The following is a 13,160-nucleotide window of genomic DNA, read 5'->3' as shown; positions in this document are numbered from 1 at the left end:
GTCTCCTTGTCCGGCATGAGACGGGGAGGACACCCATGCGCACCATCATGACAGCCGCGCTCGTCGCGCTCACAACCCTGCCGGCCATTGCGGACGAGGTCTGGTACAGCCCGACCGGTGACCAGCTCGTCTACCAGGCGGAGCAGGACGGCTTCGCGATCTTCTCAGCCCCCTGGAACGGTGAGGACGTGTACCTCTACTTCCCCGAACTCGCGGGCAATTACTACGAACGCTCGATGCACGACGGCTTCTGGATCGGCGGGCCGACCTCCACCGGTTGCGGCGCGGCACTGTCCGGTCCCGATGGCCGGGCGAGCTACAGCTGGGGTCGTGTCGAGCTCGTCTTTGATCGCGCGGAATATCCGACCGGATGGACCGCCCTGATGGGGAATTGCATGGCGGATCCGGACGGTATCCTGCGCGCCAGCCTCGCTGCCGGGTAGATCTCTGCCGATGGAATAGGGCATTCCGGATGTCGGACCCCGACAGAAGGAATGACCGATGGCCCTTTTCCGACACTACAACCGCGAGAAATCCCAGAAGTCGCGGCATATCTACGCCGTGTTCGAACTTGTCTACACCGCCGTCGACTTCACGGCGGCGATGTTCTTCCTGGTGGGCTCGATCATGTTCTTCTGGGAGAGCCTGATGTTCTCGGCGACTTGGTTCTTCGTGCTCGGCTCCATCCTGTTCGGTGTGAAACCGTCCCTGCGCCTCGCGCGGGAAATCAAGCTCGCCCGGCTCGGCGACGACGAGGACCTCGCCGACCGCTACGGCAACTGACCGGCGCCGTGCGGGCAGGGCGGTAAACGTCAGTCACGGTTGCGAGGCGCGCTCCTGCTTTTCCCTGCCCCGGCGATGGGCTAAGAGGCCGGCGACCAATCCGGCGACCGGAGCACCAAGATGAAATTCACGCTGTCCTGGCTGAAGGACCACCTCGAAACCGAGGCCTCGCTCGACGACATCCTCGAAACGCTGACCGACCTCGGGCTCGAAGTCGAGGGCGTCGAGAACCCGGCCGGACGCCTGTCCGACTTTACCATCGGCAAGGTGGTGAAGGCCGAGAAGCACCCGGACGCCGACAAGCTCAAGGTCTGCCAGGTCCTGACCGACGAGGGCGAGACACAGATCATCTGCGGTGCCCCGAACGCGCGCGAAGGGATTACCGTCGTGGTCGCCAAGCCCGGCACCTACGTGCCTGGCATCGACACGACCATCGGCGTTGGCAAGATCCGCGGGATCGAGAGCTACGGCATGATGTGCTCCGAACGCGAGATGGAGCTGTCAGACGAACATGACGGTATCATCGAACTGCCGTCCGGCGAGGTGGGTGAGCGGTTCACAGACTGGCTCGCCGCGAACCAGCCCTCCAAGGTCGACCCCGTGATCGAGATCGCGATCACGCCCAACCGTGCCGATGCGCTCGGCGTGCGCGGCGTGGCGCGCGACCTCGCCGCCCGTGGCCTCGGCACGTTGAAACCGATCCCGTTCGACATGGTCCCGGCGGCCTTCCCGAACCCGGTGACCGTGACGATCGACGGCGACACGCTCGGGCAGGCTCCGGTGTTCTATGGCCGTTACATCCGCGGCGTGACGAACGGCCCTTCGCCGGAATGGCTGCAGGACCGTCTGCGCGCGATAGGTCTGCGCCCGATCAGCTTCCTCGTCGATGTGACGAACTTCTTCACCTACGACCTGAACCGCCCGCTGCACGTATTCGACGCTGACCAGCTGCGCGGGTCCTCCCTGCGCATCCATCGCGCCGAAGGGGGCGAGACGCTGACCGCGCTCGATCACAAGGACTACACGTTCGAGCCCGGCATGACGCTGATCTCCGACACCGAAGGGGTGGAGAGCATGGCCGGCGTGATGGGCGGTGCCCGCACCGGCTGTCAGCCCGAGACGGTGAACGTCTTCGTCGAGGCCGCCTACTTCGATCCCGTGCGGACCGCCTACACGGGCCGCGCGCTGAAGATCAATTCCGACGCCCGCTACCGGTTCGAGCGCGGCATCGACCCCGCCTTCACGCCGGAGGGGATGGAACGCGCGGTCCGCATGATCGTCGACATTGCCGGTGGCGAAGCGTCCGAAGTGGTGGTCGCGGGTGAAGTGCCCGACACGACGCGGGGCTACCGGCTCGACACCGCGCGGGTCGAAAGCCTCGTCGGCATGGAAATCCCTGCGGAGCAGCAGCGCGCCTCGCTCGAAGCGCTCGGCTTCCGGATGGAAGGTGACATGGCCTACGCGCCGACGTGGCGTCCCGACGTGCTGGGTGAGGCCGACCTCGTCGAGGAAGTCGCCCGCATCGCCTCGCTGACAAGGCTGAAGGGCAAGCCCCTGCCGCGTACCGAACCGGGCGTGCCGAAGCCGATCCTCACCACCAGCCAGAAGCGCCAGCAGATCGTGCGCCGCACCGTCGCTGCACTCGGCTACAACGAGTGCGTGACCTACAGCTTCATCGACAGCCGCTCTGCTGCGCTGTTCGGTGGCGGCACCGACGACACGCGGCTGGAGAACCCGATCTCCTCCGAGATGAGCCACATGCGACCGACCCTGCTGGCCGGTCTGCTGCAGGCCGCCGCCCGCAACCAGGCGCGGGGCGCGACGGACCTCGCGCTCTTCGAAGTCGGCGCCACATTTGCCGGGGGCGAGCCAGAGGACATGGGCCTGCAGGTCTCCGGCCTGCTGGTCGGACGTACCGGACCGAAAGACGTCCACGGCGCCTCGCGCGCGGTCGACCTCTACGACGTGAAGGCCGACGCCGAAGCCGCGCTCGCCGCCATCGGCGCGCCCGCCAAGGTGCAGATCCTGCGCGGCGCAGACGACTGGTGGCACCCCGGCCGGCACGGCAAGATCTGCCTTGGGCCCAAGAAGGTGTTGGGCATCTTCGGCGAAGTGCACCCGAAGGTCCTGAAGGCACTCGACGTGAAGGGTCCGGCAGTGGCCTTCACCCTCTGGCCCGACGAGGTGCCCGAGCCGCGCAAGACCGGCCATGCCCGTGGCGCACTGACCGCCGTCGATCTTCAGGCGGTCGAGCGTGACTTCGCGTTCGTGGTGGATGCCGACGTCGAGTCCCTGACGCTGGTGAACGCCGCCGCCGGGGCCGACAAGGCCCTGATCGACGAGGTCCGCGTTTTCGATGAGTTCGTCGGCGGCAGCCTCGGCGACGGCAAGAAGAGCCTCGCCATCACCGTGCGCCTTCAGCCGACCGAGTCGACCCTGACAGAGGCCGAGATCGAGGCCGTCGGCTGGAAGGTCGTCGAGAAGGTCACGAAGGCGACGGGCGGCACCCTGCGCGGGTGAGCCCGTCATCTGGCCGGAAATACGTCTCGGGGGTGAACTGGCCGCAGGCCAGGAGGGGGCAGACAGCCCCCTCGCGCCCTCTCAGCCCTTGGGGTCTGGAATATTGCGCCCCTTGGCGGCTGCGGGGCGGGCGTAGAACCGCTCGACATAGGCCGGCACATTGGTCAGCTCGTTGTAGCCGGTGACGTCCTTGGCACCGTAGAAATCGAGCGCGTGCAGCCATGGCGCCAGCGCGATGTCGGCGATCGAGTAGTCGCCGCAGAGCCAGTCGCGCCCCTCAAGCTGTTTCTCGACCACGGCCAGCAGGCGCTTCGCCTCGCCGATGTAGCGATCCTGCGCGGTCTTGTCCTCCATCTTGGCCCCGGCAAACTTGTAGAAGAAGCCGAGCTGCCCGAACATCGGACCAACGCCGCCCATCTGGAACATCACCCACTGGATGATCTCGGCTTTCTCGGCAGGAGTCTTGCCGATCAGCTTGCCGGTCTTCTCGGCGAGGTAGATCAGGATGGCGCCGCTTTCCCAGAGGCCGAGCGGTTTGCCGTCCGGGCCGTCCGGGTCGATGATCGCGGGGATCTTGTTGTTCGGGTTGAGCGACAGATACTCCGCGCTCTTCACGTAGTCGTCGCCGAGCGGGACGAGATGCGGCTCATAAGGCAGGCCGAGCTCTTCGAGAAGGATAGACACCTTCTGACCGTTCGGGGTCGGGTAGGAGAAGAGCTGCAGTTTGGACGGATCGTCCACGGGCCACTTCGAAGTGACGGCGAAATCTGAAAGGTCGGACATGACGAACTCCGGTTAGGGGAACCCTTCACGTAGGCAGCCATGTCAATTGATAAAGCCGCCGGGTTGTGAACAGGATGAACCCGCCTGTGCGGATGTGCAGGGTAACAGGATCATGACAACCAGCGGGGCATAGGAATGATCAAGGAATTTAAGGACTTCATCGCCAAGGGCAACGTGATGGACCTTGCGGTCGGTATCATCATCGGGGCGGCTTTTACTGCGATCGTGCAGTCATTGGTCAACGATTTGATCAACCCGGTGATCGGCCTGATCCTTGGCGGGATCGACTTTACCTCGATGTATGTCGTGCTGTCCGGCGATGTCCCTGATCCGCGTCCGGGTCTCGAGGTCGCGCGCGAGAGCGGCGCGGCGGTCTTCGCCTACGGCGCCTTCATCACCGCCTGCATCAATTTCCTGATCATAGCCTTCGTGGTTTTCATGCTCGTGAAGAGCGTGAACCGCATCAAGTCCGCGGCCGAAAAGCCCGACGATGTGGTGCCCGAGGTGAAGACCGGCCCGTCCGAGCTGGATGTTCTGATCGAGATCCGGGACTCGCTCAGCAAGCCATGAGCCCTCTGGCGTAGGATGGGGGCAGACCCCCATCCTACCTGTCGCCGTCAGTCGAGGTCGGCGGCCGAGTGCCGCTCCTTGATGCCTTCCTCGGGATTGCCCTTGTTCACGCGGCGGCCGCGCTCGACAGCGGGACGGTCCCGGATCTTCTCCGCCCACTTCACGAGGTTGGTGTAGCTCGCAACGTCGAGGAACTCGCCCGCGTTGTAGGCGCCGCCAAGCGCCATGTTTCCGTACCACGGCCAGATCGCCATGTCGGCGATCGTGTACTCGTCGCCAGCGATGTAGGGCTTGTCCGCGAGCTCCCGGTCGAGCACGTCGAGCTGCCGCTTCGTCTCCATCGCGTACCGATTGATCGGATATTCGTACTTCTCGGGCGCATAGGCATAGAAGTGGCCGAAGCCGCCGCCGACGAACGGGGCGCTGCCCATCTGCCACATCAGCCAGTTGATCGTCTCGACCCGCGCCGCGCCGTCGGAGGCGAGGAACGCGCCGAACTTCTCGGCGAGGTGGATCAGCATCGACCCGGATTCGAACAGCCGCACCGGCTCCGGTCCGGACCGGTCGAGCAGCGCGGGAATCTTGGAGTTCGGGTTGATCTCGACGAAGCCCGACCCGAACTGGTCACCCTCGCCGATGTTGATGAGCCACGCATCGTACTCGGCACCCGTGTGACCGGCGGCGAGCAGCTCTTCGAACATGATCGTGACCTTCTGCCCGTTCGGCGTGCCGAGCGAGTAGAGCTGAAACGGATGTTCGCCGACCGGCAATTCCTTGTCGTGCGTCGGCCCGGCGATCGGGCGGTTGATGCTGGCGAACTGGCCGCCATTCTCGCGGTCCCACGTCCAGACCTTGGGGGGCGTATAGGTATCGCTCATGTCCTACTCCTCGGGGATCATCGGTTCGGGGGCACCTTATGCCTGCCTGCGTCCGTGGCAACCGGGGAGCGGCGCACTACCTGTGCGCCCGAACCAAGGCAATGAGGGAGAGAGACCATGGCCGCCACACCGCCCGTCTGCGACTTCGGCTGGAAGGCGCCGGATTTCCGGCTCGTCGCGACCGACACGCACTTCTATTCGCTGGACGATCTGAAGGGCGAGAACGGGCTCGTTCTGGCCTTCATCTGCAATCACTGTCCTTATGTGAAAGCGGTCATTGACCGGATCGTGCGCGATGCCGGGGACCTCGCACCACTGGGCGTCGGCTTCGCGGCGATCTGTTCGAACGATCCCGAAAGCCACCCGGACGATTCCTACGAGAATATGCAGGCCTTCGCGAAGCAGAACAGGTTTTTCTTCCCCTACCTGCATGACGAAGATCAGTCGGTCGCCCGCGCCTACGACGCGGCCTGCACGCCCGACTTCTTCGGGTTCAACAAGGACCTGGAGCTTCAGTATCGCGGTCGCCTCGACGCGTCGCGCAACAAGGCGGGCCCCGAAGACCTGCGCCGCGACCTGTTCGAAGCGATGAAGCAGGTCGCCGAGACGGGGCAGGGCCCGCGCGAGCAGGTCCCCTCGATGGGCTGTTCGATCAAGTGGAAAGCCGCCTGACGGAGGCTGCGCCGTTGCAAGTGACGGGGTTTGGGCACATCTAGCGGAGAAGTCATCAAGGACGTCCCCGCGTGTCGGATTTCACGTTTCAGTCGAAGCACCCTGTGCGGGACATCGTTGAGCGGCTGGAGGCGGCCTCCGAGCGCGACTGGCTGTCGCTGGGGGACCTGTTGGAGGCCTTCGGCGCCGCCTCCTTTGTTCCCGGACTGATGATCCCTGCCATCCTCGTGGTGTCGCCCCTGTCGGGGATTCCGTTCTTCTCGTCCGTCTGCGGGATAACCATCGCGCTGGTGGCCCTGCAGATGATCCTGCATCGCGAGCACCTTTGGCTGCCGGAGGTCCTGATGCGGCGCAGCATCAGGGGCTGGCAGCTCGGCCGGGCCATGTCACGGATCGCGCGGGTCGCGGACTGGATCGACGGACACAGCCGGGACCGGCTCCTGTTCCTCTGCACAAACCCCGGCGTGAAGATCCCGCAGGCGCTGGCGATGATCTGCGGCGCGTCGATGCCGATGCTGGAGCTGCTTCCGTTTTCCTCCTCGATCCTCGGTATGGCCGTGCTGTTCTTCTCGGTCAGCTTCCTTGCCCGGGACGGCTTCTACGTGATCGGCGGCATGGCCTTCATGGCGCTGGCGTCGCTGGTGCCGGTATTCATCTGGTTGATGGTGGCTCAGTGACCTGTCATAGATCTGTGACGTTATAACATTACACGACGTCTCGAACTCAGTTACGGATCTGTCCCATGCGCCATCTTCTCGCCGTCGCCCTTCTCCTGTCACCCGTCGTCGCTTTCGCGCAGGACGATCAGCATGAGGAAGAGCATCATGACCATGAGCATGAGGAAGCCCACGCGGCGGACGATGCCCATGACCATCAGGAAGACCACGCGCATGACGACGACGGTCACGTCTCCGAACTCGGCGATCTTCGCGTGCTCCACGCCTGGTCCCGCGCGACGTCCGGGCCGGACGCGCTCGTCTTCATGAGCATCGACAATGACGGCGAACAGATCGCCGTCCTGTCCGGTGCTGAGGCCGAGATGGCCGACTCCGCCTCGCTTGTCGGCGCTCCGATCAACGCCGGCGGTGATCCGCTGCCGCTCGAGATGCTCGAGGTCGCCGGTGGCACCATGTTCGACATGCGTCCCGACACTGTGTACATTCTGCTTGAAGGCATCGACGGCCCGTTCGCCGAAGGCGATGCCTTCGAAGTGGAACTGGAGTTCGAAGAGCTTGGACATCTTCACGTCAATGTCGACGTGGAAGCGGAGAATGCTCAGCAGCATTCTCATGCTGGCCACATGCACGAGTAGTGCGGCGCTCGCCGACAGCTGGGACCTTATCAACGAGATCAGGTATCTCGAGGAACAGAACGACGGTGAGTGGACGGTGATCAAGGAAGTGCCGGCGGCACTCGTCGATGCGGCCGGCGGCCAGTTAACCATCAGCGGCTTCTACGTTCCGATCGAAGCGGAAGCCTACACCACCAACTTCCTGCTGGTGCCCGATCCCGCTGACTGCCCGTTCTGCGGATCCGGCGGCTATGGCGTCACGCTCGAGGTGTTTCTCGACGAGCCGATGCCCGACGTGCCCGAGGCAACCGAAGTTTCGGTCACCGGCACGCTCGAACTGGTGGACGATCCCCAGACCTATCAGGCCGTCCGGCTGGTCGGTGCGCGTCCCGTCCTGACGAACTGATCCGCCGAACGCGGACCCCTGAAACGACAAACCCCCGGGCAAGTGCCACGGGGGTCGTCAAAACACTAGAAGTGTTCCAGCAGTACGCTCAGAGAAGCCCTTCGCGCTGGGCCTTCTTGCGGGCGAGTTTGCGCTGGCGGCGGATCGCCTCAGCCTTCTCGCGCGCCTTCTTCTCCGACGGTTTCTCGAAATGCTGCTTGAGCTTCATTTCGCGGAAAACGCCTTCGCGCTGAAGTTTCTTCTTCAGGGCGCGGAGCGCCTGGTCGACATTGTTGTCGCGAACACTGACCTGCATGTGGTTGTCACCACCTTTCTGGGTTGAAGTTGCAAGGACTTGCAGGAGGTGGCCATATATCAACGAAGACCTAGCTTGTCCAGCAAGAGCCGGATGACGAAAGGACGTCTCAGATGAACGCCCCGCCAGACCCGAAACGCGTCGAACTCCTCGACGCTATCCTGCCCCACGTCGCTTTCGACGGCTGGTCCGAAAAGGCCTTCCGAGAAGCGATCTCGACCGTCGGTGTTACCCCGGCCGAAGCGCGTCGGCTTTGCCCAAAGGGTGCCGTGGACCTCGCCGCCGACTATCATCGCCGCGGCGATGAGGCTGCGCGCGCAGACCTCATGAAAGAGGACCTGTCGACGCTGCGGTTCCGCGACAAGGTGGCCCGCGCCGTCCGGGTGCGAATCGACGCGATCACCGACAAGGAGGCGGTCCGGCGCGGAACGGCGATGTTCTCGCTGCCGCATCTCGCGCTTGAAGGCTCCCGGCTGATCTGGGGTACGGCGGACATGATCTGGACCACGCTTGGCGACAGTTCCGACGATCTGAACTGGTACACGAAGCGCATGTCGCTGTCGGGCGTCTACGGCGCGACGGTGCTCTACTGGCTCGGCGACGACAGCCTCGACCAGCAGGCCACGGACGACTTCATCGACCGCCGGATCGGCGATGTGATGCAGATCGAGAAGGTGAAGGCGCAGGTGAACCAGAATTCGCTGCTTCGCCCCTTTACGGCGCCACTCGCGCGCCTGTCCGAAAAGGTTCGCGCGCCGCGTGGTGGCACGCCCCCGATGGACATGCCCGGAAGCTGGGTTCCGCCGAAGAGCTGATCGAAGGAACCGGAGGAGGAGCCGGAATGAAAAGCATGCGCGTCATCGAGATCTCGAAGCCCGGCGGTCCGGAAGTGCTGACCCCCGCGACCCGGCCCGTCCCGCAACCCGGATACGGCGAAGTGCTGATCCGCCTCGCCTATACCGGCGTGAACCGTCCTGACGCGCTGCAACGGGCGGGCATGTATGCCCCGCCGAAGGGCGCGTCCGATCTTCCCGGCCTCGAAGGCGCGGGCACTGTCGTCGCCGTCGGTCCCGGCGTCGCGACCCCCGAAGTCGGGGCCGAAGTCTGCGCTCTGCTGCCCGGCGGTGGGTATGCCGAACAGGTCGTCACTCCGGCGGCGCACTGCCTTCCGGTGCCTGACGGTCTCGACCTGAAGCAGGCGGCCTGCCTGCCGGAGACCTTCTTTACCGTCTGGTCCAATGTCTTCATGCGCGGAGGCCTCACCGGCGGCGAACGGTTCCTTATCCACGGCGGCTCTTCCGGAATCGGCACGACGGCGATCCAGCTTGCGGCCCACTTCGGCGCGCGGGTCTTCGCGACGGCGGGATCGACCGAGAAGTGCGCGGCCTGCGAACGGCTCGGTGCGGAGCGGGCGATCAACTATCGCGAAGAGGATTTCGTCGACATCCTCAAGGCGGAGGGCGGCGCGGATCTCGTGCTCGACATGGTCGGTGGCTCCTACATTCCGCGCAACATCAAGACCCTCGCCGACGAGGGGCGGCTCGTGCAGATCGCCTTCCTCGAAGGGCCCAAGGCGGAGGTTAACTTCGCCGAGATCATGATGCGTCGCCTCGTCGTCACCGGCTCCACCCTCCGTCCGCAGTCGGTTGCCGCCAAGGCGGCCATCGCCGCCGAACTGCGCGAGCACGTCTGGCCGCTCCTGTCGTCGGGCCGGATCGCGCCAGTGATGGATGAGACGTTCTCGCTCGAGCACGCCGCCAAAGCTCACGAGCGGATGGAGAGTTCGACACATATCGGCAAGATCGTTCTGGAGGTCTGAGCAAAGTAGACTAGGGTTCCGGCCAGCGAACATGGAACGGAGGACAACATGCTCGATGCCATCCCGAAGATCGGCTACGGCACCTGGCAGCGCCGTGGCGATGAAGCCCGGAACGGCGTGCTTGCCGCTCTCGAAGCCGGCTACCGCCATATCGACACCGCCGAAGGCTACGAGAACGAGAAGGACGTCGGGCAGGGGATCGCCGAGAGTGGCGTTGCCCGCGACGATTTCTGGATCACCACGAAGGTCGCTCCCGAGAACTTCGGCCCGGGCGAGGTCCGCCCCCATGCCGAAGCGAGCCTCGAACGGCTCGGCCTCGATCAGGTCGATCTGCTCCTCGCGCACTGGCCCTCCATCGACGACAAGTACGACATCGAGGACTATCTCGGACAGCTGGCCGACGTGAAAGCCGCCGGACTTGCCCGCACCATCGGCGTGTCGAACTTCACGATCCGCCACATCGACAAGGCGGTCGAGATCCTCGGCGCCGATGCGATCACGACCAACCAGATCGAACTTCATCCGTTTCTTGCCAACCGGCCGATCGTCGAGCACTGCAAGTCGCTCGGTATTCCGCTGACGGCCTATTGCCCCCTCGCGCGGCGGGCCGTGCCGGAGGACGTGACGCTGCAGGGCATCGCGGACGACATCGGTGCAACGCCGAGCCAGGTCGCGCTGTCCTACCTGATGGCGCAGGGCTACATCGTCATTCCCTCGTCCAGCAACACCGACCGTATCGCCGAGAACCTCGCGGCGACCGAGGTGCAGCTGACCGCCGCCCAGCTCAAGACCATCGACGGGCTGGATCGCAACATGCGTTGCGTGAACGGGTCGTGGTGCCCTGCGTGGGACGAGGAATGAGCGCGCCGCCCTTCACGCTGGTCGGTATCGACCATGTCGTCTTCCTCGTCGATGACATGGACGTCGCGATGGCCTTCTACCAGGGGGTGCTCGGCTGTCAGCCGGGTTACTCCTATCCCGCCCTGGGGATGGAGCAGGTCTGGACCGGCGCGGCGCTGATCGTTCTCTGGGATACGACCCATCCCGGTGCATCCGCTGCCGTCCCGCCGGTCGCGGGCGGGCGCAACGTCGATCACGTCTGCATCGCCACCTCCCCGGTCGACCCCGACGACCTGCGCGCCCATTTCGCCGCGCACGGCGTGGAGATCGAGCGCGAGGCGGAGCATGGCGGCGCTCGCGGTGTCGGGAATTCGTTCTACATTCGCGACCCGTTCGGCAACAAGCTCGAGATCAAGGGCCCGGCGGTCTACCCGGACGGTCGGGCCTAGGGCGTCGCCCTGCCCCCCGTTCCCCGCCGCGCCGTAAGACAGGACCCCGCCATGCCTCCGAAGCCGCCCTCTGCCGCGGATCTGCTGCATCTTCACGGCCAGTCGTTGTCGAAGGGCGATCCGATCTCGCCTGATCTGACAATGGCCAGCATGTTCCACTTGCCGGGTCTGCCGGGTGGAGAACATTTCTACGGTCGCGCCGGCACGCCGACCTGGGACGTGCTCGAATCGGCTCTGTCGCACCTCGAAGGGGCACCGACGCTGGTGTTTCCCTCCGGGATGGGTGCGATCTCGGCGGCGCTCTTCTCCGTCCTGAAGTCCGGCGATCGCATTCTGCTGCCCTCCGACGGCTATTATGCGACCCGGCGTCTGGCGGAAGGTCCGCTTGCCAGTCTGGGTGTGGCGACCGACCTCCGCCCGACAACGGGCTTCGCCGAAGGCAGGTTCGATGGCTACCGACTGGTCTTCATCGAAACCCCGTCGAACCCCGGTCTCGACCTATGCGACATCGCCGAGATCGCCGGACAGGTCCGTGCCGCCGGCGGGATCAGTGTTGTCGACAACACGACCATGACCTGCTTCGGACAGCGGCCGCTCGACCTCGGCGCCGATATCCTCGTCGCCGCCGACACCAAGGCCCCCGGCGGTCATTCCGACTTGCTGATGGGCCACCTGTCGACGCGGGACGACGCGCTGCTCGACGCCGCCCGAACATGGCGCACCCTCTCCGGCGGTATCCCCGGTCCGTTCGAGGCCTGGCTCCTGCATCGCTCGCTGGAGACGCTGGAGGTCCGTTTCGACCGGATGTGCACAACGGCCGGACACCTGTCCGAAAGGCTCGCCGAACATCCCGCCGTCTCGCAGATCCGCTATCCCGGACTGCCGTCCGATCCCGGACACGCGCTCGCGACGCGACAGATGTCCCGGTTCGGCTTCATGATCGGCCTTTGGCTCGAAACCGAGGAAAAGGCGGAGGCCTTCATCAACGACTGCCCGCTCCTGCGGCCCGCGACGTCGTTCGGGGGCGTGCATTCCAGTGCCGAGCGCCGCGCGCGGTGGGGCGACGACGTGCCCGCCGCCTTCGTCCGCCTGTCCGTCGGCTGCGAACCTCTGGAGGAGCTTTGGTCCGCGCTCGAGGCCGCGCTCGGCTAGCGCATGGGCTCGAACAGGGCGTCGTCCAGAGTGCAATCCGCCCGCGTGTCGGCGGCGCAGTCGCGGAATTCGAGGTCGCGGGTCAGGCAGATACGGACTTCCTGAATGTAGCCGGACCGGCACGTCACCGTGACTCCGTCCGGCGACAGCTCCGGGTTATCGCGCAGGAAGGCCTCTTCCACCACCTCGGCGGGCAGGCGCACGGACCGTTCCAGCCGACGAAACACCTCTGGGCGGCTGACGCGATCATACGCCTCACCCGCCAGCAGATAGAAGTCGGGGGCGGACAGACCCGTACAGGTGCCGTGCTTGTTCCACTGGTGCCATGCCGACCCCGAGGATCCGAAGAGCCACGCCATCTCCGACGTTTCCGCCCGGGACGGATTGCGTTCCGATGTCCGGCAGTCGGACGGCCAGCCGCGTTCGTACTGGGGCCAGAGCCCGTGAAGCACCCAGCCGAAGTCCTCCGACGGGGCGCACTGGGGCGATCCGCGCTCGTCGCCCTCCATCTCGCACCAGTTCGCCGACCACGACAGCGCCATCACGTAATAGTCGAATTCGCCTGCGACGTCGTCCGCCCGGACTGGTGATGCGGCAAACAGCGACAGGAGCAGCAGGCGGCACAGCATTTTTGGACCTTTCAAGATGGCGCGCGGGAGACTATATAGCCGGCGAGTTCCCCGACAACGAGAACCGGAGCCG

17 protein-coding genes are annotated in these 13,160 nt (G+C 65.1%); 13 read left to right on the top strand and 4 right to left on the bottom strand.

What is annotated here, in order from left to right; all coding sequences use genetic code 11:
- The first annotated feature begins 35 nt into the window (after positions 1-35).
- From I8N54_RS17310 to pheT, 3 genes are all read left to right on the top strand, one after another.
- Positions 36-443 carry a hypothetical protein gene (locus tag I8N54_RS17310; RefSeq protein ID WP_140196730.1) on the top strand — a complete coding sequence of 136 codons (408 nt, stop codon included), beginning with the start codon at positions 36-38 and terminating at the stop codon, positions 441-443.
- 58 nt (positions 444-501) lie between these two features.
- Complete coding sequence (locus I8N54_RS17305) at positions 502-783, top strand: YrhK family protein (RefSeq protein ID WP_140196728.1); 282 nt, start codon at positions 502-504, stop codon at positions 781-783.
- 120 nt (positions 784-903) lie between these two features.
- Positions 904-3,303, top strand: coding sequence for a phenylalanine--tRNA ligase subunit beta (gene pheT / locus I8N54_RS17300; RefSeq protein ID WP_140196726.1), 2,400 nt, complete (start codon positions 904-906; stop codon positions 3,301-3,303).
- A gap of 81 nt (positions 3,304-3,384) precedes the next feature.
- Here the strand turns inward: pheT and I8N54_RS17295 are convergent, their stop codons facing one another.
- A complete protein-coding gene (locus I8N54_RS17295) occupies positions 3,385-4,086 on the bottom strand; it encodes a glutathione S-transferase family protein (protein ID WP_140196724.1) in 702 nt (233 codons plus the stop codon).
- A gap of 135 nt (positions 4,087-4,221) precedes the next feature.
- Here I8N54_RS17295 and mscL point away from each other — a divergent pair, with 135 nt between their 5' ends.
- The gene (gene mscL / locus I8N54_RS17290; RefSeq protein WP_140196722.1) at positions 4,222-4,656 is read left to right on the top strand and encodes a large conductance mechanosensitive channel protein MscL; all 435 of its coding nucleotides are present in this window, start codon (positions 4,222-4,224) and stop codon (positions 4,654-4,656) included.
- A gap of 47 nt (positions 4,657-4,703) precedes the next feature.
- Here mscL and yghU read toward each other — a convergent pair whose 3' ends face one another.
- A complete protein-coding gene (gene yghU / locus I8N54_RS17285) occupies positions 4,704-5,534 on the bottom strand; it encodes a glutathione-dependent disulfide-bond oxidoreductase (protein ID WP_140196720.1) in 831 nt (276 codons plus the stop codon).
- A 117-nt stretch (positions 5,535-5,651) separates the two neighbouring features.
- On the opposite strand from yghU, the gene I8N54_RS17280 reads away from it, so the two are divergent.
- The 4 genes from I8N54_RS17280 to I8N54_RS17265 all read left to right on the top strand — a co-directional run bounded on the left by I8N54_RS17280 (position 5,652) and on the right by I8N54_RS17265 (position 7,903).
- Positions 5,652-6,206: a thioredoxin family protein gene (locus I8N54_RS17280; RefSeq protein WP_140196718.1), complete on the top strand. Its 555-nt coding sequence runs from the start codon at positions 5,652-5,654 to the stop codon at positions 6,204-6,206.
- 71 nt (positions 6,207-6,277) lie between these two features.
- The gene (locus I8N54_RS17275; protein WP_140196716.1) at positions 6,278-6,883 is read left to right on the top strand and encodes an exopolysaccharide biosynthesis protein; all 606 of its coding nucleotides are present in this window, start codon (positions 6,278-6,280) and stop codon (positions 6,881-6,883) included.
- 65 nt (positions 6,884-6,948) lie between these two features.
- Entirely contained in the window at positions 6,949-7,518 is a 570-nt protein-coding gene (locus I8N54_RS17270) for a copper chaperone PCu(A)C (RefSeq protein ID WP_140196714.1), read from the top strand.
- Positions 7,478-7,903: a hypothetical protein gene (locus I8N54_RS17265; protein ID WP_140196712.1), complete on the top strand. Its 426-nt coding sequence runs from the start codon at positions 7,478-7,480 to the stop codon at positions 7,901-7,903. Before I8N54_RS17270 ends, I8N54_RS17265 begins: the two co-directional genes overlap by 41 nt.
- Before the next feature lie 88 nt (positions 7,904-7,991).
- Here the strand turns inward: I8N54_RS17265 and rpsU are convergent, their stop codons facing one another.
- The gene (rpsU, locus tag I8N54_RS17260) at positions 7,992-8,198 is read right to left on the bottom strand and encodes a 30S ribosomal protein S21 (RefSeq protein WP_007255353.1); all 207 of its coding nucleotides are present in this window, start codon (positions 8,196-8,198) and stop codon (positions 7,992-7,994) included.
- Positions 8,199-8,311: 113 nt separating this feature from the next.
- Here rpsU and I8N54_RS17255 point away from each other — a divergent pair, with 113 nt between their 5' ends.
- The 5 genes from I8N54_RS17255 to I8N54_RS17235 are packed head-to-tail and all read left to right on the top strand — an operon-like array spanning position 8,312 to position 12,458.
- Entirely contained in the window at positions 8,312-9,013 is a 702-nt protein-coding gene (locus I8N54_RS17255; protein WP_140196710.1) for a COQ9 family protein, read from the top strand.
- 26 nt (positions 9,014-9,039) lie between these two features.
- Positions 9,040-10,017, top strand: coding sequence for an NAD(P)H-quinone oxidoreductase (locus I8N54_RS17250; protein WP_140196708.1), 978 nt, complete (start codon positions 9,040-9,042; stop codon positions 10,015-10,017).
- 48 nt (positions 10,018-10,065) lie between these two features.
- Positions 10,066-10,878, top strand: coding sequence for an aldo/keto reductase (locus I8N54_RS17245; protein WP_140196706.1), 813 nt, complete (start codon positions 10,066-10,068; stop codon positions 10,876-10,878).
- A complete protein-coding gene (locus tag I8N54_RS17240) occupies positions 10,875-11,306 on the top strand; it encodes a VOC family protein (protein ID WP_140196705.1) in 432 nt (143 codons plus the stop codon). Before I8N54_RS17245 ends, I8N54_RS17240 begins: the two co-directional genes overlap by 4 nt.
- A 51-nt stretch (positions 11,307-11,357) precedes the next feature.
- Positions 11,358-12,458: a cystathionine gamma-lyase gene (locus I8N54_RS17235; protein WP_140196703.1), complete on the top strand. Its 1,101-nt coding sequence runs from the start codon at positions 11,358-11,360 to the stop codon at positions 12,456-12,458.
- On the opposite strand, the gene I8N54_RS17230 is transcribed toward I8N54_RS17235, so the two are convergent.
- Positions 12,455-13,087, bottom strand: coding sequence for a ribonuclease T2 family protein (locus I8N54_RS17230; protein WP_140196701.1), 633 nt, complete (start codon positions 13,085-13,087; stop codon positions 12,455-12,457). The genes I8N54_RS17235 and I8N54_RS17230 overlap by 4 nt on opposite strands.
- Between the last annotated feature and the right edge of the window lie 73 nt (positions 13,088-13,160).

Source organism: Pelagovum pacificum, from assembly GCF_016134045.1.
Lineage (GTDB): Bacteria > Pseudomonadota > Alphaproteobacteria > Rhodobacterales > Rhodobacteraceae > Oceanicola > Oceanicola pacificus_A.
Note: the sequence above shows the minus strand (reverse complement) of the source record. Positions and strands in the feature narration are given on the sequence as shown.